General features: G+C 67.2%; 16 protein-coding genes and 1 tRNA gene. 6 read left to right on the top strand and 11 right to left on the bottom strand.

Annotated features, from left to right (window positions below; all coding sequences use genetic code 11):
* Positions 1-7: 7 nt before the first annotated feature.
* Complete coding sequence (locus tag GL325_RS02505) at positions 8-1,585, bottom strand: Na+/H+ antiporter (RefSeq protein ID WP_187768501.1); 1,578 nt, start codon at positions 1,583-1,585, stop codon at positions 8-10.
* A gap of 292 nt (positions 1,586-1,877) precedes the next feature.
* Here GL325_RS02505 and GL325_RS02500 point away from each other — a divergent pair, with 292 nt between their 5' ends.
* Positions 1,878-2,150, top strand: coding sequence for a hypothetical protein (locus GL325_RS02500; RefSeq protein ID WP_187768500.1), 273 nt, complete (start codon positions 1,878-1,880; stop codon positions 2,148-2,150).
* 9 nt (positions 2,151-2,159) lie between these two features.
* Here GL325_RS02500 and GL325_RS02495 read toward each other — a convergent pair.
* The 3 genes from GL325_RS02495 to GL325_RS02485 all read right to left on the bottom strand — a co-directional run bounded on the left by GL325_RS02495 (position 2,160) and on the right by GL325_RS02485 (position 3,879).
* Positions 2,160-2,233, bottom strand: a tRNA-Gly gene (locus GL325_RS02495).
* Positions 2,234-2,307: 74 nt separating this feature from the next.
* Entirely contained in the window at positions 2,308-3,027 is a 720-nt protein-coding gene (locus GL325_RS02490) for a GAF and ANTAR domain-containing protein (RefSeq protein ID WP_187768499.1), read from the bottom strand.
* Positions 3,028-3,222: 195 nt separating this feature from the next.
* Complete coding sequence (locus GL325_RS02485) at positions 3,223-3,879, bottom strand: response regulator transcription factor (protein ID WP_255955420.1); 657 nt, start codon at positions 3,877-3,879, stop codon at positions 3,223-3,225.
* An 89-nt stretch (positions 3,880-3,968) separates the two neighbouring features.
* On the opposite strand from GL325_RS02485, the gene GL325_RS02480 reads away from it, so the two are divergent.
* Positions 3,969-4,949: a TIGR03557 family F420-dependent LLM class oxidoreductase gene (locus tag GL325_RS02480; RefSeq protein ID WP_187768498.1), complete on the top strand. Its 981-nt coding sequence runs from the start codon at positions 3,969-3,971 to the stop codon at positions 4,947-4,949.
* 52 nt (positions 4,950-5,001) lie between these two features.
* Here GL325_RS02480 and GL325_RS02475 read toward each other — a convergent pair whose 3' ends face one another.
* From GL325_RS02475 to GL325_RS02460, 4 genes are all read right to left on the bottom strand, one after another.
* Positions 5,002-5,784 carry a CPBP family intramembrane glutamic endopeptidase gene (locus tag GL325_RS02475; RefSeq protein ID WP_187768497.1) on the bottom strand — a complete coding sequence of 261 codons (783 nt, stop codon included), beginning with the start codon at positions 5,782-5,784 and terminating at the stop codon, positions 5,002-5,004.
* 38 nt (positions 5,785-5,822) lie between these two features.
* Positions 5,823-8,333, bottom strand: a complete 2,511-nt coding sequence (gene hrpB / locus GL325_RS02470) for an ATP-dependent helicase HrpB (protein WP_255955417.1) — start codon at positions 8,331-8,333, stop codon at positions 5,823-5,825.
* Between the two features lie 18 nt (positions 8,334-8,351).
* Entirely contained in the window at positions 8,352-11,483 is a 3,132-nt protein-coding gene (locus GL325_RS02465; protein WP_187768496.1) for a M14 family metallopeptidase, read from the bottom strand.
* Positions 11,484-11,561: 78 nt separating this feature from the next.
* Positions 11,562-13,181 carry a helicase gene (locus GL325_RS02460; RefSeq protein ID WP_255955414.1) on the bottom strand — a complete coding sequence of 540 codons (1,620 nt, stop codon included), beginning with the start codon at positions 13,179-13,181 and terminating at the stop codon, positions 11,562-11,564.
* A 253-nt stretch (positions 13,182-13,434) separates the two neighbouring features.
* On the opposite strand from GL325_RS02460, the gene GL325_RS02455 reads away from it, so the two are divergent.
* The 4 genes from GL325_RS02455 (at position 13,435) to GL325_RS02440 (ending at position 16,298) form a co-directional block, all read left to right on the top strand.
* Positions 13,435-13,809, top strand: a complete 375-nt coding sequence (locus tag GL325_RS02455; protein ID WP_222865876.1) for a PaaI family thioesterase — start codon at positions 13,435-13,437, stop codon at positions 13,807-13,809.
* A 382-nt stretch (positions 13,810-14,191) separates the two neighbouring features.
* A complete protein-coding gene (locus GL325_RS02450) occupies positions 14,192-14,770 on the top strand; it encodes a dihydrofolate reductase family protein (protein WP_187768494.1) in 579 nt (192 codons plus the stop codon).
* 53 nt (positions 14,771-14,823) lie between these two features.
* Entirely contained in the window at positions 14,824-15,270 is a 447-nt protein-coding gene (locus tag GL325_RS02445; protein WP_187768493.1) for a hypothetical protein, read from the top strand.
* Between the two features lie 248 nt (positions 15,271-15,518).
* Positions 15,519-16,298 (top strand): hypothetical protein, encoded by a 780-nt coding sequence (locus tag GL325_RS02440; RefSeq protein WP_187768492.1) that lies wholly within the window; start codon positions 15,519-15,521, stop codon positions 16,296-16,298.
* A 339-nt stretch (positions 16,299-16,637) separates the two neighbouring features.
* Here the strand turns inward: GL325_RS02440 and GL325_RS02435 are convergent, their stop codons facing one another.
* From GL325_RS02435 to GL325_RS02425, 3 genes are all read right to left on the bottom strand, one after another.
* Positions 16,638-17,285, bottom strand: a complete 648-nt coding sequence (locus tag GL325_RS02435) for a hypothetical protein (protein WP_187768491.1) — start codon at positions 17,283-17,285, stop codon at positions 16,638-16,640.
* Between the two features lie 356 nt (positions 17,286-17,641).
* A complete protein-coding gene (locus GL325_RS02430) occupies positions 17,642-18,487 on the bottom strand; it encodes a hypothetical protein (protein WP_187768490.1) in 846 nt (281 codons plus the stop codon).
* A 39-nt stretch (positions 18,488-18,526) separates the two neighbouring features.
* A complete protein-coding gene (locus GL325_RS02425; protein ID WP_187768489.1) occupies positions 18,527-21,166 on the bottom strand; it encodes a TrlF family AAA-like ATPase in 2,640 nt (879 codons plus the stop codon).
* Between the last annotated feature and the right edge of the window lie 317 nt (positions 21,167-21,483).

Here is a 21,483-nt window from a genome sequence, read left to right as displayed (position 1 = left end):
CGCCACCTCACTCCGGGGGAGCGGCACGGGTGAACCGCACCTCCTCGATGTCCAGTCGGGCCTGCACCTGACGCAGCACGATGTCGTCGATCCGCCGCTCGTCGCGCAGCTGCAGGAGCGCGTCGCGCCGCAGCGCGAGCAGTGCGAGCGACAGGCTCGTGTACTCGCTGGTGTGCTGGACGAGCGGGTCGTCGCCGGCCCCTTCGGCGTCCACGAGTCGTCGCTGCTTGTCGAGCTCCTTCCGGACCCGCTCGGTCACGCGCCCGTCGACGCCGAGATCGGCAGCAGCGTCGTCGAGGGCCTCGATCGCCGCGTCCAGGGTGAAGACCTCGGCGAGCTGGATCTCGTCGATCACGGACTGGTCGCTGGGCAACCGGGCGTAACGGACGACGGCGGGCAGCACCAACGCCTGCAACAGGCTCAGCACGATGACGCCGCAGGCGATCACCACGATCAGGTCGCGGTCGGGGAAGGGCGCGCCGGACTCGAGGGTGCGAGGGACCGCCAGCACCGCGGCGAGGGAGATCGCTCCGCGGAAGCCGGCAGTCGCGCTGACCGTGCGCTGGCGCGCGCTGACCCGACGCTCGCGCTGGGAGGGACGCCGGTCGACGGCCCGGATCAGGTACGGGGTCGTGTAGATCCATGCCCAACGCACCCCGATGACGACGGCGGTGACCAGCAGGATGTCCAGCCACGCACGTTGCAGGGTCGTGCTCGACAGGCCACGGAAGGCGGACTGGGCCTCGAGCCCGATCAGCACGAACAGGGCGCTGCTCAGCACCGTCGTCGAAAGTGTCCAGAACGGGGTCACGAGGTGCCGGGTGGCCGCCGTCGTGATCCGGGGCGCGACCTGGCTGATGAACAGGCCGCAGGCCACGACGGCCAGCACGCCGGACGCCTCGATGAGCTCGGCCGCGAGGAAGGCGGCGAACGGCGTGACGAGCATCGCGATGCCCTCGAGCATCGGGTCGTCCATCCGGCGGCGGATCTGCCAGCTGAGCAGGCCGACGACACCGCCGGCCAGGACGCCGCCGCCGTAGGAGACCACGAGCAGCCACGTGACGTGCCAGCCGGTCAAGGTCTCCTCACCGACGGTGACGCCCACGGCGAGTCCGTAGAGCACCAGCGCCGTGCCGTCGTTCACGAGGCTCTCGGCGCGCAGTGTCGTGACGGTCCGGCGCGGCAGATTGCGCGCCAGCACGCCCACCGCGGTCGCGTCGGTCGGGGCGAGTGCGGCGCCGAGCACCCACGCGGGACCCCACGGCATGCCCAGCGCGTGCGCGGTCGCTGCGACCGCTCCTGCGGTGGCCAACACCAGTGCCGTGCTGGTGAGCACCACCACCCGTAGGTTGTTGCGGATCTCGCGCAACGAGGTGGTCAGGCTCTCCCAGTAGAGGATCGCGGGCAGGAAGACCAGGAGGATGACCTCGGGCGGCAGATGGGCATGACGTAGGTGGGGCACGAACCCGATGAGGATGCCGGCGATCACGAGCAGGATCGCCGGGGCGATCGGGTAGCGGCGGGCGAGCGCGCCGCACACCACGAGGGCGATTCCCAGCAGGACGACCATCTCGAGTCCGAGCACGGGTCAATCTTCGTCTCGGTGCTGCAACTCGACCACCCCTCGACGTTCCGCCGGGCATGATGAGCAGGTCGACGGGAGGGGGAGGGAATGGCGCGTCATCGCCTGTCCGTCCGGTTCGTCCCGGACTGGTCGGCCCGGGGCGGCCAGTGGGTGGCCACGCCGCCTGAAAGATCAGGCGGCGCTCGTCACCGTCGGTTGGCGCGACGAGCCCAGTCGGCGCGAGTTCCTCGCAGTCCTCGATCGCATCGAGAGCTCACTGCGCCTTCGTCTCGGCGGGGAGTGGGATGTCGTCGTGAGCCGCAGCCCAGGTGTCAACGAGGTCAGGCTCATGGGGGAGTACGGGTGCGACTGGCCGCTGTGGACCGATGACGGTGACAGCGACCGCAGCGACTGGCCGATGCTGTCCGATGCGATGGCCGAGCGGCTGCGCGCATGGGCGGTCGAGGCCGAGCCGGACCACCGGGTGAATCACCTGCCGGGGCCGGACCCGGAGGTGACCCGGGGACTGCTGTGCGATCTGCGCCGCGAGCTGGGCGACCGGTACAGGATCGTCACCGTCCTCTAGGTCGGCCGGTGGAGCGGACGCGAGGATTTGAACCTCGACCCATTCCCTGGAAGGGAAGCATGCTGCCACTACACCACATCCGCGACGCCGGTCTCTGCCGAGACCGACAGGTGCCAGTATGCCGACTCCGGGACCACTCGGATGCCCGGGGTGAGTTCTAGCCGGCCGCCAAGTCCTGGGAGGCGAGCCTGATCCTGCCGCCGGAACGGGGGTGAGGATCGTTGTGGCTCTCGACCCGGAACGAGCCGTCGAGGACCTGTTGGGCCAGCACTCGGAGCTTGACGTTGCGATGCTGCGAGTTGCGTACGAGAAAGCCGAACGCTCGGTCCCAATCGAGTCCGTAGCGCTCCATGAGGATGCCGACCGCGGCGCCGATGTCCTGCCGAGAGTCGACGGCCCTGCTCAGGTGCTCCACCTGGTGCACGGAACGGAGCAGGACGGCGCCGTAGCTGGCGAAGAGCTCGACGAGGTGCGTGGTCAACTCGTCGAAGGCGCCACGTCGGCGGGAGTAGAGGTTCAGCCCGGCGACCTGATCGGTGTGGGTGAGCTGGACGGCGGCCTGGGAACCGACGCCGCGTCTGGCTGCGAGCGGGCCGTAGTGGCTGAAGGGCTCCGCATGGACCAGGTCGTTGACCAGGACCAGGCGTTCGTGGGTGACCGCAGCGACGCAAGGACCCTCGCCGACGTCGTACTGGAGCTGGTCGCACTCGTCCGCCAACGCATCGGTTGCCGCGACGGTCCGAAAGCCACCGTCAACGTGGACGGTGATGCTGGCGAAGTCGACACCGGGGATGCTCTCTGCGGCCAGGTCAGCCAATGACGTGAGTGCCGCCGCCCGCGCCGAGGGCGCGGGGGAGCGCATCGTGTCAGCCGCCATGTGGCGTGTCTCCATCCGATCGACGTCCGAAGCCGACGTCGAGCCTCTCGAGGCTGGACCGTGGCGTCCCATCAGGCGAGACCGGGAGCCGCAGTTGCGGCCCCACTGCGCATCACCGGTGCCAACCTAGGGTTTCGCGCCGGGCCCACACCTCACCCTTAAGGGTGAATCACTGCCGGAGGCGGGCGGGATGGATCACTCGCTGGCTGCGTCAGGCCTTGCGGCCTTGATGGCGTCAGGTCGAAACCCGTGATCGACACCCCAGAGGACCGCCCGAGTCCGACTGTCCACGCCGATCTTGCGATAGGCCGTCCGGATGTTCGTCTTCACGGTGTTGATGCTGGTGAAGGTGCGTCCGGCGATCTCCTCGTTGCCGAAGCCCTGGGTGATCAGCGCGATCACCTCGGACTCACGGGCACTCAACCCGTACTCGCGGCCGGGCCACTCTCCGAGGTCCGCGTCGGGCGACGCCGGATAGTCGGAGCTGACGACGCCGCTCTCGCCACGAGCGATCCGCTCGAGCGCGTCGGCCAGCTCCTCGGCCGTCAGTCTCTTGTCGAGGAAGTCGATCACCCCGAACCGCGACCAGGTCTCGATGAGCTCGGGTTTCAGGCTCCAGCTGTAGAAGACGTACCGCTCCGCGTTCGCGGCGGCCAGGACCTCGTTGATGTCGCGCGTCTGTGCGAACGAATCGATGAGCGCGATGTCCACCCGTTCGCGGCCGGGCTGATTGGTGGAGACCTCCACCACCTGGATCCGATCCTTGAACGGCTCGAACATGCGCGCCAGGCCCTGAACCACCACGTCGTAGTCGTTGACGATGGAGATGCGGACCGGCGTCTGGGGCTTCACCACCCCACGGTACGGGACCGGGCTGGTCCGAGGCGGCCGCGACCTCGGTGGCCGAGAGTGAGACGTGCTGTCCCGGGTACACGAGCACCATGAGCCTCTCCATCGGATGCACCCTCATGTGCGAGCAGTCCCCGCCGACGAAACTGGTGTCGTACGCCCAGGCGGCCGAGGAGGCGGGGTTCCCCTTCGCCGTCATGAGCGACCACTTCAACCCGTGGCTCAAGGAACAGGGTCACAGCCCGAACGCGTGGGTGACCCTCGGAGCGGTCGCCCAGGCGACGCAGACGCTCGAGCTGATGACGTACGTGACGTGCCCGATCGGGCGCTATCACCCGGCGGTGGTGGCGCAGCAGGCCGCGACCCTCGGGGCTCTGAGCGAGGGACGCTTCTCGTTGGGCCTGGGTGCGGGGGAGAACCTCAACGAGCATGTCGTCGGCGAGGGCTGGGACCCGGTCAACGTGCGCCACGAGCGGTTCTCCGAGGCGCTCCAGATCATCAGTGCCCTCCTCGACGGCGGGTACGTCAACTTCGTCGGTGACCACTACCGGGTCGACTCGGCGAAGCTCTGGGACCTGCCGGAGTCGCGGGTGCCGATGGGCGTCGCGGTCAGCGGGCCCCAGTCGATCGAGGTCGCTGCTCCGTGGGCCGATTTCATGATCGCGGTCGAGCCCGACGGCGATGCGGCCACGGCGTTCGACGAGGCGACCCGCGCGAGGACGTCGGCTCGCAAGATGGGGCAGCTGCCGATCTCGTGGGACACCGACGCCGACCGGGCCGTCGCTCGGGCCCATGAGCAGTTCCGGTGGTTCGCCGGTGGCTGGAAGGTCAACGCCGAGCTCCCGGGACCCTCGGCGTTCGACGCGGCCACCCAGTTCGTCCGGCCGGAGGACGTGGCCGACCAGATCCCCTGCGGCAACGACATCGACGCGGTGATCGAGGCCGTGCGGCCGTTCGCCGAGGCGGGCTTCACCGACCTCGCGCTGATCCAGATCGGCGACGAGGGGCAGGACCCGTTCTTCGAGGCTGCGCCCGACATCCTGGCGGCGTTGGAGCAGGAGTTCGGGGCCTGAGCGAGCGGGGGCGGGCTCGGACGGTCGGAGGTCCTCGCCGTGATCCCGCTGCTCAGCGGTCCGCTGACGATGCTCCAGGTGCGGCGCGCCGTGCTCGGGTCTTGCGACCCGACGACGCAACAACGGCGAACATCACGAGTTGGGCGGCCAGGACCGTCATGCCGGCCACCACTTCGCCGCGACCGAAGCTCAAGCCTGCATCGATGCTGCCGATCCCCGAGCTGATGGCCCAGGTCAACGGCCACATCGACAGCAGGTTGTTGGTGAGGGCGAAGACCGCGCCCAGGACCAGTCCGACCGCGGCGAAGCCGAGCGCGGTGCCCACGGGCACGGAGCCCAGGTGATAGACGCCGAACGCGAGGGCGGTCAGCACGGGAGCACACAGGTAGCCGAACGCTCGCTCGAAGCTGAGCTGCAGCCAGCCGAACAGGAAGAGCGGTTCCCACAGGACTGTGAGGTTGTAGAGGAGGTGCGTGGCCGGATCCACGCCGGCGCCGCTGGCCCGGTCGAGCAACGCAGGCAGGCTGCCCATCGAGACCACGGCGATCAGCAGCGCCCAGCGCCACCGGTGGCGCGTGATGCCCAGGCCCGAGAGGTTGCTGCCATCGGCCCGGTTGGCCAGGAGTGGCAACAGCGTCGCCACGAGCAGACACGCGCCGCCGAGGAAGAGCACGAGCGACAACGGGACGGACCAGTCCCGCACGACTGACTCGCCCCAGTAGAAGAGCCACATCGCCGGGACCGAGGCGATGGCGAGCCACGTCCGGCGGGTGGGTTCGAAGGCGGTCGCACGACGCGCGGCGACCGGCGCGTCGTCGGTGATGAAGTCCGTCATGGTGGCACGAACCTAGCCGAGGCTCTGCTGGCGGCGGCTCACCTTCGAGCGCGGGGCGTGTTCGTGCGTCGGGTGGCAGGGGCGTTGCGGGGATCGTCGGGCCAGGAGTGTTTGGGGTACCGCCCGCGCAGGTCCGCGCGCACGGCCGGGTAACCGGTGTCCCAGAAGGAATCGAGGTCGGCCGTGATCGCTGCCGGGCGGCGGGCGGGGGAGAGCAGGTGCAGCAGGAGCGGCACCCGGCCACCGGCGAGGGCGGGCGCCGAGGACCAGCCGAAGACCTCCTGGAGCCTGACCGCGAGCACCGGTTGCTCCTGGGAGTAGTCGATCCGCACGACCGATCCGCTGGGGACCTCCACGCGCTCCGGGGCCAGCTCGTCGAGCCGGCTCGCCTCGGGCCACGGCAACAACGCCCGCAGGGCGCCGAGGATGTCGATGCGACGGAGGTCCTGCGCCGATCGGACCCGCGCCAGCTGCGGTCCCAACCACGACTGGAGGTTCTGCGACAGGGCCTCGTCGCTCACGTCGGGCCACGGGTCGCCCAGTGCGCGGTGCAGGAAGTCGAGACGCGCGCGCAGCGCCGTGGCCGCCTCGGACCAGGTGAAGAGACCGATGCCTTCTGTCTCCAGTGCCTGTCGGATGGCCTCGGTCACGGCCTCGGCTGGCGGGTCGCTGAGCCGGACGGAGCCGAGCTCGATCGCACCCAGCAGCGTGCGTCGGCGCGCCAGCACCCGCCCGCCGGTCCAGCTGACCTCGTCCACCTCGGTCCACAGCGAGCCGGCAGCCTCCAACGCGAGGTCCTCGGTCAGCGGGGCCGCCGACCGGATCCGGGCTTCGCGCTGCCCGGACCGGCGATCCGCATCACCGATCGCAAGCCACTCCAGGCCGGCCAGGGGACCGGGGTCGCGCTGATCGAGCGCCGCGCCCGTGCCGGAGGTCATCAGGTAGCTGGAGGAGCCGGAGCGCTTCCGCGCGATCCGGTCAGGGTGTGCCAGCGCGACCACCAGCCCCACCGCCACGTCATCGGTCAGCGCCCCACCGCGCTTCTCGGCGCCATGCTCCTTCGCGATGGCCTCCAGTCGGGTGACCTGGGTGCGCCACCCGCCCGCCCGGTGGCCCCCGCGCAACGAGCGAAGCGCAGCCACCAGGTCGGCGCCGGGAGCCCGGACGTCCTCGCTGAGCATCGCCACGACCTCGGCGGCCCGCCTCGTCCCGACGAGCCCGGCCCCGTCGATCAGGGCGCGCGCCAACCGTGGGTCGACTGGCACGCCGGCGATGATCCGGCCTCGGGCAGTGGCCCGTCCGTCATCGGTGATCGCTCCGAGGTCCAGCAGCACCTGCCGAGCGGCCGACATGGCGTGCTCCGGCGGCTGGTCGAGCAGCGCGAGGTCGCGCACGTCGTCCGTTCCCCAGCACGCCACCTCGAGCGTGAAGGCGGTCAGGTCGGCGGTGGCGATCTCGGGCTCGGGGTGAGCGGCCAGATGCGCGTGCTCCGCCTTGGACCAACACCGCAGCACGGCGCCCGGACCCAGGCGGCCGGCGCGGCCCGCGCGTTGCTCGGCGGCGGCCCGGCTCACGGCGACGGTGACGAGGGAGGCCAGTCCGCGACGGTGGTCGGTGCGGGGCTCGCGCGAGAATCCGGCATCCACCACGACACGCACGCCGGGCACCGTCAGCGACGACTCGGCGACGGCGGTCGAGACGATCACGCGGCGACGTGGGCCCTCGGTGAGCGCACGGTCCTGCTCGGCGCCGGACAGACGTCCGTGCAGGGGATGCACGTCGGCGTCGACGCCGGTGAGACGACGCATGGTCGCGTCGACCTCGGCGACACCCGGCACGAAGACCAGGACGTCACCCTCGTGCTCGGCCAGAGCCCGGCGCACGGTCGCGGCGACGTGGTCGTGGAAGGCGGGGGTGATGCCTCGATCGTCGGTGCGGCGCGATCCCGGCGGCAGCGGACACCAGACCGTCTCCACGGGGTGCAGGGCACCGGGGACGCTGATCACCGGAGCGCCACCGATCAGCGCGGCCGTCCGTTCGGCCTCGATGGTGGCCGACATCGCCACCAGGGCGAGGTCCTCGCGGAGGTTGGCCCGGATGTCGACGAGCAGGGCCAGGGTCAGGTCGGCGTCGAGATGGCGCTCGTGCACCTCGTCGAGGACGACGGCGCCCACGCCGGCCAACTCCGGATCGTGCTGGATCCGCCGCAACAGCAGTCCGGTCGTGACGATCTCGACCCGCGTGCGTCGACTGGTGCGCCGGTCTCCGCGGACGGAGTATCCGACGGTCTCGCCGACCTGTTCACCCAGCAGGTGCGCCAACCGGCGGGCAGCGGCGCGGGCCGCGATGCGACTCGGTTGCGTGACGACGACCCGTCCAGCGACGACGTTCGCGACCGCGGGCGGGACCAGGGTCGTCTTGCCGGTGCCGGGGGGAGCGTGGACCACGGCGATGCCGCTGGCGCGGAGCGCCTCGTCGAGAGCGGGCAGGCCCGCAGTGACCGGGAGGTCGGGCGGTGCGGCGAGCAGACGGCTCAGCGGGTCGGACACCCCTGCAGTCTGCCTGCCTCAGTCGAGCAGGTGCGCCATCACCCGCTCGACGAACTCCGCCCGTTGCGCGGCGGTCTGGAGCCCTTCGGCGCCGAAACCGGTGAACACGGTGTCCTTGGTCAGTGTCGCCGAACCCTCTTCGAACGCCCGCTGCGAACGCTCCCAGGTGTTGGTCTCGCGGGATCCCTCGGGCGCCGGCGGGGTGGTCCAGCCGCCCAGGTCGGTCTCGAAGGACGTCGCCGTCGTCTCAGCGCCGTCCACGATGACGTGGGCATCGTCGACGAACACGCCGAGACCCTGGGTGACCCAGTCGCTGATGTAGCTGATCGACACCTCGACCTGCTTGCCGGCGAACGGCGTCAGGTCGAGGTTCCAGTCCTGCCAGCCGTTGCTGCTTCCGGTCGCCGCGTTCCACTCCCCGGTGGAACCCGCCGGCGAGCAGTCCGCGCCCTGGTAGTGCGCGACCTGCGGGTGGATGTCCACCCAGCCCTCCGGGCACGATGCGCCCGTGGACTGTGTCGTGTGGCCGTTGGTCTCCGGAAGCGTCGTCCAGTTCTCGGTGCCGACCTCGCGGGCCTCGACGACGAGGAAGTCCCAGTCGGTCTCGGTGTCGTACGAGACCTGGAACTGCAGCGCACCCGACGTCGCACCGGTCAGGTCGACCGTGCGGGCGAGCCGCTTCCAGCCCTGGTCCGCCACCTGGCTGAAGGCGTACCAGTCGCCGTCGACCGGATCGAACGGAGCCGCCCCGGGCCGGTCCCATTTCAGCGGAGCGGAGCTCCTGAACTGGGGGAACTCGTCGGGGGGCAGGAAGCTGGACGTGGACAGCAACGAAGCCGTGTGCTCCTGGTTGTCGGGGGAGTCCCCGCCGTTGAGGGCGCTGGCGAAGCCGGCGAACGGTCCGCCGTCCTCACCCCGCACGCCGTACGGTCCGTCCTCGCCGGTGGCACCGTCGCTGACGTAGTTGTAGGCGCCGAGCCAGTACTGCTGGAAGTCGTTCTCCAGCGTCAGGCAGGGTTCGGCGCGCACGGTGCACTCCGGTGGTGCGGTCGGACTGAAGAAGTACGACGCCGCGGTCGCCTGGCCGTACTGGTTGTACTGGCCGGTGACCAGCGCCTTGCCACCCTCGTTGAGGTAGTCGCGGACGGTCAGCTCGAGGTCGTTGGCCAGCTTGGCCGCGGTGCCGCCGGGTTGCCCGACGGCGCGGGTGATGATGTCGTCCCCGGACTCCCAGACGATCGCGTCGTAGTGGGACAGCACCCCGAGGTGATGGGGAGCGACCCGGCCGTTGACGTCCACGTCGTAGACGTCCGAGGAGTACCCGGCGGCGGTGAGCGCCGCGGCGTAGTCGTCGGCGTACTTCGCGCTGGCGACGCCTTGGACCGGACTGATGCCGGTGACGTCCTCGGCGGCCAGGATCAGCACGTCGCCTCCGATGTCGTTCGCCACTCGATAGGTGAACGGCGTGCTGCTGACGCTGGTGCCCTTCCGGCCGCCGTGCCTGCCGCGGCTGCCGTGGTGACGGGAGCGCGGCTCGGTGCCGGTGAACCACACCTCGACCGAGTCGCCCGGACGGGCACGTTCCACCTTCCCGCGGAACTCCGCGTAGTAGTCGTCGTGGGTGTCGCCGTAGCGCTCGCCGCCCCTCCACTCGCGCACCTTCACCGACTGCGTGCGACCACGGTTGATCCGGTAGCGCAGCCGCAGGTCCTTGAGGGCGCGCTTCGCGGTCACTGCAACCGGCTGCGTCCTGCCGTGCGACACGGAGAAGGGGTCGGCCACCAGCGCCGGGGTGTCACGCCCGACGACCGAGACCGGGTCGTCCGGATCCTGGGCCGAGGCGGCCGTGGCCAGTGCGAAGGGGATGTTCTTCTCGAACTCGGCCTGGATGAGCTCCTCGTCGTCGGGGAAGTTGAAGCCGCTGACGCAGTCCTCACTCACCCACTCGTCGCCCGGGACCGCATCGGAGACCGTCTCGCAGGTCGTCATCTCGGGGGTGAAGCCGAGGGTTCCGTACTTCACGGTCGCGTGCGTGTCGGTGTCTCCGTTGGTGGTGTAGAGCTCCGCGGAGATGTCCGGGTCGTAGCCCGGAACGGCCGGCTCGGCGTCGTCGCCGGCCATGGCCACGTTGATCACGTCGTCGGGGGAGGGAGTGGAGACCTGCCAGCCGATGCCGTAGAGGAGGAGCTCGGCGGCTGAGTGGTAGTTGATGTAGAACTCGAAGCCGACTTTCTTGAACAAGGAGTCGAGCGCCTTGGTCTCCGGCTCGGAGCCGGCGCTCGGCCCGCGGTACGTCTCACTGGTCGGGTCGGGGGAGGAGCCCTCGTTGTCCCAGCCCCACTTGGTCTTGAAGTTGCGGTTCGGGTCCACGCCGTCGCCGGGCGTGATGGCGCCGTCGCCGTTGTTGTCGCGCACGTTCTTGCGCCAAAGCCGGTTGCCCTCGGTGAAGGTGAGGTCGTAGCCGTCGGGGTTGGACACCGGCAGGAACCACAGCTCGGTGGTGTTCACCAGCCGGGTGATCTGCGGGTCGGTGCCGTAACCGTCGAGGAAGTGGTGCATCAGCCGGCGCACCATCTCGGGGGTGATCCACTCGCGGGCGTGTTGTGCGCCGCCGTACAACACGGCCTTGCGCGAGCCGTCCCTCATGTTCCGGGCGTTCTTGGTGACCTTGAGGGCGAGGATCTCCTTGCCCTGGACGGTTCGACCGATGCGGACGAGCTTGGCGATGCGGGGATTCGCGGCCGCGGTGGCGCGAAGCTCGTCCGCGATGCCGCCGTCCTCGCTCCAGGAGCGGTAGACCGAGTAGCCGGCACGCTGCTGGGCGCGGGCAGCCTGCGAGGCCTTCTTGCCGTCGACTTGCTTGACCTTGGCCTGGAAGCCCGCGTCGCGGACCTTGGCCGCCTGGCGGCCCGTGACGATGAGCTCGAGGCGTATCTTCCCGGCTCCGGTGCTCTCCTGCGTCACGTGCTGGGTGTCGATGCCCAGCTCACCGAGTTGCCCCAGGTTCGCGGTGGGGCCTTCGACGACGTACACCTCGAGGGTGTCGTTCTGTCGTGGGGCTGCCGCGGGTTGGCTCGCCGCGGGCAGGGTGGAGAGACTGAGTCCGGCCACCAGGACCAGGGCACCGAGGGGAATGGTCAGGGATTTCATGGGGCCCTCCGGGGAGCGATGTTACGTTCCAACTTGATGTGAGCCAGGTCACACGTCAAGAGGTCAGAGGATCCGGATTCAGGCGCCCTCCTCGGTCAGGGTCGTGGGCGGGAGCCAGTCGGCCCCGAGCAGCTCGGCGAGTTCGGACAGGCCGGTGGTGTCGCTGCCGGCCGTGTCGGAGGCGGCGGCGATCCGCTCGACCATGACCTTGCCGACCTGTTCCTCGACGGTGCCCTCGGCGTAGGCGATGTGCCACGGCGAGACCTGGTGGTCGCGGTGGGTCCGTCCGGTCACCTGGCGTCCGGCGATGCCCGAGAAGCGCGCCTGGTGGAAGACGCCGACCCGCGGCTCGGTGCTCGCCTGGCTGCCGTCGGCCAGGGTCTCGCCGGCGTGCAGGCTGATCGAGGCGACCGTCGTGAACACACAGACCTTCGCCTGCCCGGTCTGGAACCGGAGCCGTTCCGCCTCGACGTCGAACCGGTCGCGGCCGTAGATGGTGGCGACCTCGATGCCGCTGTCGCGCAGCCGGTCGGCGATCGGGTCGGCGGCGGTGGCGACGAACTCGACGGAGCACGCGACCTGCCGCTCGGCCTCGACCTGCTGGGCGATCCAGGCGACGGTCGAGTCGACGCGGATCAGTCCGGCCTTCTGCCGGAAGCGCAGCAGTGCGGACCGGCCCTTCGCGACACTGCGGCCGCGCCGGGCGATGTCCATCTCGCGGCAGAACTCGCCCCACTCGGCCTCATAGGTGGTGCGCTCGGTCGGCGTGAGCGTCACGGGCATGCCGGAGATCGGCACCGGTCCCCACGGCGCCGCGCGGTGCAGCATCGCCGGCGGTTGTTCCTCGGCCAGCCAGCCGCGCACGAGTTTGAGATCGGCCGCGCGCCGGGCCGGATCGGTGGTCCAGGTCGCGCCGTAACGTCCACGTTCCACCCCGACGCCGTGGCGCTCGAGCGCGGTGGCGAACGCGGTCCCGGGCTGCGTGGCTGAGGTCCACTCCTTCATCGGCTCGCCGAGCACCTGCGCGTAGGCCGGAGCGAGGTAGGGCAGCTCAAGCGGCGTGTGCCCGGGTGTCGCGGTCGTCGCGATGACGAACGGCGCCTGGTCGGGCGGCCGCCCGTGCCCGGAGATCCGCGCCCAGTGCTTCCACCGCTTCGTCGTCGTGCGTCGCAGCGCGTGGGCCTCGTCCGCGATGATCACGTCCCAGGCGTGGTCCTTGACCTTCTCCAGTCGATCCCAGGTGATCACCACCCACTCGAGGCCGCCGTCGCCCAGTGCCGTGATCGTGCGGCACCAGTGGCCGATGGTGATCGCAGCGGGCCGGTCGGCCACCACGAGGACTCGTCGAGCGCCACGGAGGTCGCCCACCGCCGTGGCGCCGAGGACGGCCGAGATCGTCTTGCCGACACCCGGCTCGTCGGCGAGCAGGAACTGCCGCCCGCCCGCAGCGGCCCGCGCGGCGATCGCGTCGGCTGCTTCGTACTGAATCTGCCGGGGCTCCAGGTCACCCGTTGCCTCGGGCTGAGGTGTCGGATCGCCGGGGTTCAGCGAGTTCTCGATGAATCGACCGAGCGTGTACGGCCCGGGGGAGTAGGGCGCGAGGTGCGCGGGCAGCCCGCGCCCGACGTGGAGATGGGTCTTGACCGCCGGATGCCACGTGGCACCGTCGACCTGGGTCCCGTAGGGGACGTCGAGCACCCATACCCGCTCACCCGGTCCGGCCGTCGGCAACGGGCGCGGTTGCTGCCGCGGCTTGCCACGTCGGGTCGAGGGGCTGCGCCGACGAGCACTGGATCGGCGAGTAGTGGCCACCCTCGGACGCTACCGGGGCACCCGCGGTGAGCAGAGTTGGCTCGCCCGAGTCCGCTGCCCGGTGACCCAGGCGCGGACGTGTCGCGCCACACCCCGGCGCGAACGCATCTTTATGGGGGTCACGGGGTACAGAGACCTCGTGACTGACACCAAACACGGCTTTCTCACGATGATCGGCGCCCCTTCCCCTGAGGCAGCCGACGGACAAGCGACGTTGACGATGGATGCCGATGAACGGCATCTCAATCCGGCTGGCACGGTTCACGGCGGAATGCTCGCCACCTTGGTCGATACGACGATGGGCGCAGCCATCCTCAGCGTCGTGGAGGACGAGACGCCCGCCACCAGTCAGCTCACGGTCACCTACCTCCGGCCCGGGAAGCCTGGTCCGCTCACGGTCACTGCCACGGTGCGCAAGCGCGGCGACAGGCTCACCATCTGCGAAGCCGAGGTGGAGCAGGATGGAAAGTCGCTCGTGCACGCGCTGGCCACCTTCGCACTCAAAGAGACCTGACAGGCCGACACGCGGTGGAATGGGCGACCGTTGGTCGTTTCAGTTGTCGGACATGGAGGCGAGGTCGCCGCCTCTCGTCATGGCCGTACTCCACGACGAGGCCAGACGAATGCAGTGCGGTCTGAAGAACGATGTGCGTACAACTGTTCCGCGCGGACACCCGCTCGCGGCACTCGCGGTGGTAAGACGCAGATCCTGGAGTGCGCGACTTGCGGCAGATGCGGGCGCGCCACTGAGCCTGGGCCTCGGGACATGTCTGCGCACATCCGTCTTGCGGTTCCGCGCGGCTGCAGGGGCGACATCTGCTTGCTTCGTCAACTCGGATAGTTGATGGTCGAAGTCACAGCAGATAGCCGCCGCTTCCGTGGCAGAGGAGTACACGATGACCGCGACCTACACCTGGGACGTCTTCTCCACACTGGACGGCTATGGCTCGTTCGGCCCGGAGGGCGACTGGGGCGGCTACTGGGGCAAGCAGGGACCTGAGCTGCTCGAACACCGCGCCGCTCTCTTCGACACCGAGCAACGGATGATCTTTGGAGCCACCACTTTCCGGGAGAACGCCGAGATTCTGTTTCGCACCGACGACCCGAACAATCAGGACGAGTGGAACCTTCGGATGCTGCGAATGCCCGCCACCGTCATCTCCTCCACCCTGCATGACACCCTCGGCTGGCCGAACGCGACCATCGTCAGCGGCGACGCTCTCAACATTGTCTCCAGACTGAAGGACGAATCAGACATCCCTCTGCGCTCACAGGCCAGCTTGTCGCTGAACTGGTCGCTGATGGCCGCAGGTCTGGTCGACCGCCTTCAAGTCACGATCTTCCCTGCGATCTCAGGGCGGACCGGAACCAGCCCCATCCTCAAGGGAGCGGGCGATTTCGACCTGGAGCTGCTGGAGAGCCGCACCTTTGACCGGCGCACCCAAGAGCTGGTCTACCGACCTAGTCGCCGCTAACCACATACAACCCAGGCAACTTTCGCCAACTCCGCCAGTGAGAGGTGATGAACATGTCTGACAATGACGAGATCGGAAAGCTCTCGGCTACGCAGCCGAACACCGATCTGAAGACGCTCGACAAACTGGTCGGCACCTGGACCGTGTCGGGTGGGGCTGAGGGCACGGTCATCTACGAGTGGACCGAGGAAGGGTTCTTCCTGCTGCAGCACGTCGATCTGGGCGACAACCAGGGCCTCGAAGTCATCGGTCACGAATCCAAGTACGGCGAGGAACCGAGCGTCGACATCCGGTCTCGTTACTACGGATTCTCGGAGGGAGAGACCCTCGACTACACCTATGAGGTCCTCGACGACACGCTCACGATCCGGATGGGCGAACGCGGATCGCTGGCGTACTACCAGGGCACGTTCGATCAGGCGGGAAACACCCTCACGGGCGCGTGGCACTATCCGGGCGGTGGCGGATACTCGACGACCTCGACCCGCGTGGTCGACTGAAAATCGAATCTCGGCATGAGCGGATGTGCACCTGGCGTGCGTGCCCATAAGCGGTGTTATGACGCGAGGCCTTCGGCGAGCGTCCCGTCGCGCGATGATCACGCGGGCGGGAGTGTGGACGGCCTCGTCCGGAACACATTCGACGGACATCGGGCGGCACTCGACCCTAGGCTGACCTCGTGCCGACCGCCCGTGTCCTGACTGGTCTGAGCCGCACGGTCCCTCCGGGCGTGGGCCTGGGTGTGTGCGTGGCGCTCAACTACGTGGTCGCGTACGCGATCCTCGAGTCGCGCTACGGGTCGGTGTTCTTCATGTCGGACGACACCCGCAGCAGCGTCGTGTGGGTCCCGCTCCTGGTGGGCGTGGTGGTGGGCTGCGCCCAGTCGTTGTCGTTCGGCTTCCGTGTCGCGGCGGGTGCTTCGGTTCTCACCGTTGTTCTCAGCTATGCGTTCCTCTTTACACGCCTGGGTCTGCTTTCGGGGACGCTGATTCTGTGTGCCATGGGTACTGCCGCGGGATGGGCAGTGGCATGGGCTCTTGCCCGGTTGACCTCGAGGCTCGTGCCGGCGTCGCGCCTTCTCCTGGCGGCCGTCGTGGTGGCCTCGCCGGTCAGCGTCGTCGTTTCCAAGGCGACTGCCGCCGGTGATGAGGACTTCGCTCGCGTCCACACGTCGTCAGATGGGCCGGCCGTGCTGATCCGGGTAGGGGGCGACGCCCATCAGCACGCCGTCACCGGACGACTGGCCGACGTCGACGGCTGCCTGGGGATCGTCGACGCGGCTCCCGTGCCCGTCCGTGGCAGGGATCCCCGATCCCTGATCGAGGCAGCCGAGTCAGGCAGGGCCGTGGTGATCTGGCCGTCGGGGACGACTGTCGGGTCCGATCCGTACACCGTGTCCAGCGAGGGACGCACCTATCAACTTGGCGACCACGTGACCGTCGGTGGGTGGTGGGTCCAACTTGACGAGGAAGACCCGTTCTACAGCCAGACACCCGAGGCGTGTCTCGCGAACATCTTCATTTCCTAGTTCGACGCCGTCTTGTCTCGGGTCCTCCTGCGTAAGCGCACACTCGCGGCGGAGTGACGCGGTCGGGAGCATGGCCAACCCGCAACCACTACGGGTAGGTGATGGGCCGCCACAGCCAGCATTTTCAAAACCTCTCCCTCGCCAACGAACGCGTTACGACTGCTGGGAGTGCTGACCGTTGAGCAGCCGGGGAAGGCGATGTCCGCTGGGGCAAGACGGTCGATTAGCCCTCAGAACTAGTTGTCTGACCGCGGTTGGACCCATATGCCAATCCAAGTAGGGGAGTCGCTGGGCGGCCTTGGGCTCTTGGTCCCCGATCCTGCTCGGGTTGCGGGTGCGTTATGCCTCATCATGGAAGTCCGCCATACGTTCAAGGACGTCATAGAGAAGAAGGCCTAGCTCGGTGATCGTGAACCGAGTCCCTCCGAGAACGCTCATCGACGAAACGAACCCTTGGTTCTCGAGCCGCCGGAGCCCGAACGCCACGCTCGCTTTAGCGAGATTCAGACGATCGGCGATCCCAAGAACCGTGGCTGCTTCGTTCGACTCTGCAGTGATCTCGTCGTCGGTCTGTTGGTGGAAAACGTGGCGATCGCGAGCTTCTTTCAGAACCAGAATGTCTGTTCCGGTGAGGGACGACAGGCCGGTCAGCACCATCTCGTAGTCGGGAAGGTGCTCGAGGTCATCGATTGCCGCGCCGAAGACTGCACCCATGCTTTCAAGCAACTTCGTGCGGCCGGTCATGGCTGCCTCCCAGAGCACCCGCGTAAGCGCGGGGACGAGTTCTGGGTAGGAGTCGATCCGCTCGGCAAGATCCTCCCGGGAAAGTCCGGAGATTTCTTGGGCGGCGCGCAAAGCTATCGACCGGTTGGTTTCCCATTCGCGAGTCATGCCTTCCCACAGCCGACCGACGAGCGCACCCATGCCGGGAACCGCGGACGATGCGGCCTCAGATACCAAGTCCTTGCCGAGGTCGCCGACTGCCATGGCCGCAGAGTACTCGTTCGCCAGGCTTCATCGGGACGCATTTGTGCGGTGCCGAACAAAGGGCCTTCGTGAATGTGCTGCGGGACCTGACGAGTTCCTGTGGTGACCTTCCCCGCTTGGATGCAGGTGCTCCCGGAGTGTTGTGCCGCGCTCTGGCACTAGGATCCGTACGAGTGGATAGCAGTGACATGACTCGACCTCGCGGAGCCACCCCACTGCGCGGACCGGCGCAGCCGTCAAGTAGCGCCGCGTTGGTGCACAAATGATCGCTGGCGAACACCACCACGCTGTCGATGCTTACGTCGTGACCGCACGTCTCGATGTCGAAGAATCCGGTGAAAGTAGAGTGGCTGAAGTTACCTTTTCGTGAGCGTCTCCAAACGCGCTTGCACCTTGGCCTTGAGCGCATTTACTCCTTCGGTATTCGGGTAGTACTGAACCGCCCGAAGGCCAGTCAGATCGAAAGGTATGTCCTTTAGATCCTGACAAATCAAGATGACATCGCGACCTAGTGTATTCGCGATGCCGACCTCGTAGAAGACGTTCGGGTTCCTGCCGCTTAGGTCCGCAATGACGACACGCGACCTCCAGATCAGGCTGATCACGTCCGCCATAATCGCGTGGTTGTTCCAGATCTCATCGGCGCGCACGCAGCGCAACCCGGCTCCTACCGTCGCGTCCTTTAGTCCCGTGTAGACGTCCGCGAACGCGCCGTCGAATGGCATCATGACCGCCACCAAATCGTTCTCACGGGGTTCCGATGTTGGCAGTTGGAACACGTGGGGAGTTGGAACCGGTTGTGCAATCGAACGGATCACAGCGTCCAGATCAATGTCTTTGACTGCCCAATAGGTGCGGTGAAGACCCCACTCGCCCTGGACCCCGATCGCGGGGGCGTGAGCGATGATCGTCGTCGCGGGGATCGGTGGCACGGACGGGTCAGGGGTGAAGTCAAACTCTACGGTGGCGTTGCGACCTGACTTGGTTACGCGGATGTCGCTGACACGACCTCGCCGCGCGTGGCCCTGGGGATCATTCGGGCTGATCTCTGGCATCAGCAAGGTTGGAAGGTTCCGCAAGCGGTCGACATTCAGGACACCTGAGCTCTTGATGTACGCGGTGAGGTGCGTATCGGTGGATTCGCCCACTCTCTCGAGCGGTACCGACATATCGGTATCGGCGCCGACGATCAGGTTGAACAAGCTCAGTTCTCCTCATGGCCTGGTGGCTCAATAATCCGACTAAAAATCGTATAGGCGCTTGCGCGCATCGAACGCAATGCGCCCACCTTCCAGAAGGTCCTCCGCGTACTTTCGCACCTTCGGGTCGTCCAGTGATCCGACGCCATCAGCGACTGTACGGCCATGATGGCCGTCGGCTTCGAGGGTCACCACCAACTCTGCGTCGCCCAGGACGGGCACGTTCGCGTTATGAGTGCTCACAATCAGCTGCCGGGTGCCTTTGAGGGATCGCAGCTTCTGAACGACGCCGTCGTAGACGAATCGGTTGTCGAGGTCATCTTCGGGTTGGTCAATTACAAGGGGGCTCATCGATGCTCCGAGCAAAAGCAGCAGCAGCGCTGTAGCACGCTGGCCTTTCGACAGATCTTCAAGGCGGCGCCAGTCCGCCGGGGCACCGTTGGACGCGACGTTGAGCTGTACCTCGACAGCGAGGCCGACCGACTGCTCTTCCAGCTCTCTAAACAACGGTTCTCCGGCGTCCACGATCGCCTTCGCCTGAGCGCCGGTGATGTTCAGTCCCGCCAGTGCGTCCGTCCCCGACCTGGCAGCAGCCACGAACGTCGCCACACTGAAGTCATCGCGATCGATGGCGGCGAAAACCTGGCCGCGCTGTGTTGTGAAGTGGTGGGAGATCACCGTCTTGATGTGGCTGCGATCGGGTGATGCGATCGGCTTGACGATCACGGCTCCCGTCGTAGCAGCGTTGGATGCCTTGATTGCGTCCTTGAGCTCGTTCGCGATCTGCTTATCGATATCGGCCAGCGAGCGAAGCAGAATCGTTCTCTCGTCGGTCAATTTCTTGTTCGCCTTTTCGAAGACAGGCCTCTTCTCAGCCCGCTTGGTGAGCCGGTTGAGGTTGGCTTGCAGAGTCAGGTACTCATCTGGCTTGTGCCCTTGCTCGACTAGTTCGCGCAGCACCGCAGAGACTCCGTCACGTTCGGTCTTTGTCGCGGACTCCCATGACTGCCTGGTCGCTTCGATCTTGGTCTTGGCCTCAGCAATGGCGGCTTGCACGGATGACGAAGCCTGCTCGAGCGCCTCGGCGAGTTGTCCGAGGATGGGAGACAGATGCTCTAGGTCCGTCTTGCGAGGAGAGTCGTTGACGTCGACCATCTCGGCGCGTAGTTCTTGGACGGCTGTTTCTAGACCCCACTCGCCGACCAGATCCTCCACGGATTGAACCCTTTCGGACGCATCCGTCAGGACGGCGCCGTCCTTATCTAGCCGAGTCTTCTGGTCAAGTCTTGCCGCGAGATCCGTCTCGTCGAACGCTTCCATTTTCTCGGCCAGGCGAGGGATATCCGCGAGTTCGGTCTCGAGCGCCTCCCGGTCTCGTTCGTGCTTAGCGAGCGCATCACGGTTGTCGGCTAGGTCCTTCAGGACATCGTCTCGTTCGGCGGGCGAGGCTGGCCCGCCTGCGACGCGTGCGACAAGCTCAGCCATCAAGTCCTTGTCCTGCGCGAGCTCGGCCAGTTCGTGTTGGCCGAAAATCTCAAGGTTGCCGACGACGTCGCGTGGGCGCTGGTTCGTATGTGTGCCGCTGGAGTCACGAACAATGGCTGGACTGTTAGTGGTGCGCTCGATAGTGAAACGCGCCGGCCTCGGTGACACCACGTCGACGACCAGCGAAACGACCGTTCCAGCGCCAAGCACGTTCTTGACCATCTCATTGTGGTCCTTGCTGGCTGCCTCGCCGATGGGCGCGATGTCCAGCACGTAGCGGAGACTCTCGATTGCGGTGGACTTTCCGGTTCCGCGTCCACCGATGAGGGCAGTGAGGTCCTCAGCGAGGTGCAGTTTCTGACCGTCGAGGTAGCCGCCGTCCCACGCGATCTCGCGAAGTAGTACCCGAGATGTCGACGACGGATCGGTCGTGCTGACTCGGGTCTCCGGAGTCTTCACCGCATGGCGAAGCCCTAGCAGGCTGGGGGTGCTCATCTTGAACCACGTGCTCGCGCCAGGAGAGGCGAGTGTCGCCGGGTCGCAGATGTCATCGGCATGGATAGCCACTAGCGGATGTCGGCGATTGTAGGGCCTGGTCCCCTTGAGGATCTTGGTCTGGTCCCCCAGCTCAGCGGCCGACGGGGTGATGCCGATAGCTAGCAGGTCACGGTGTTTGATCATTTCGACAAGCGAGTCACCTTTCGCTCTACTCAGCAGTCCAGCGTTGGCGACGTTGGCGTGGGCCGGGATCACTAACGCCCCGCGGGCACTCATGTCAGTCAGGATGTCCCCGTACGACTTCGTTGTTGTGCCCTTCGCGGCCCCGGGTGTCAAACCGCACGCTCCGATTGAAGCGGTGACCTGTTCGATCGCGGTGCCACGTTCAAACATCACCAGCAGGTGGATGCCTTCAGAGGTGTTGGCCTCGAAGCCCGGGAGTGCCGCCACGCCGGCAGCCTCCGCGTCGGCAATCAGTTGCGATGCACTACTGGCGCTCCAATGATCAGTGACCGCTATCAACTCAATCTGCTGCGCCTGAAGCTCGGCAATCAGGGCGGAGTTGTACGTTGCCTCATCCGCGTAGCTCTTGGAGGGCGACGAGTTACCGACGTAACCGAAGGGATTCACCTGGAGCGCCGCGCGAATCCAGCGGGCGCCACGCTGAACGTCAGCGGCCGGTGAGTCGTCCGTCACCATGGATGGACCTCGGTTCTCTATTTAGTGCGAAGACTTGTATCGAGAGTCAGCAGCGCTTCGCGTCACCACTCAGGCACGATCCGAGCCATTCTGCCTTGGGCCCGCGACGGGCGTCGCAACTCTTCCAACATTTTCGTAAGCGACCGCCGCGCCGCACGTTCGAGTCACGCCGCCCGCACGGTGGCGTTACGAGATGCAATTCCGGCCATGTGGGTACCTACGACGTTGCTTTGCCAGCTACTCACACGCATCTTTCTGGGCGGAAGGACTCAAAGCGCAGGCCCGGTAGTGCGGCCTGGGACCGCCAGCCTCAGCCC

Origin of the sequence: Aeromicrobium sp. 636 (assembly GCF_024433585.1) — a bacterium.
GTDB lineage: Bacteria > Actinomycetota > Actinomycetes > Propionibacteriales > Nocardioidaceae > Aeromicrobium > Aeromicrobium senzhongii.
Note: the sequence above shows the minus strand (reverse complement) of the source record. Positions and strands in the feature narration are given on the sequence as shown.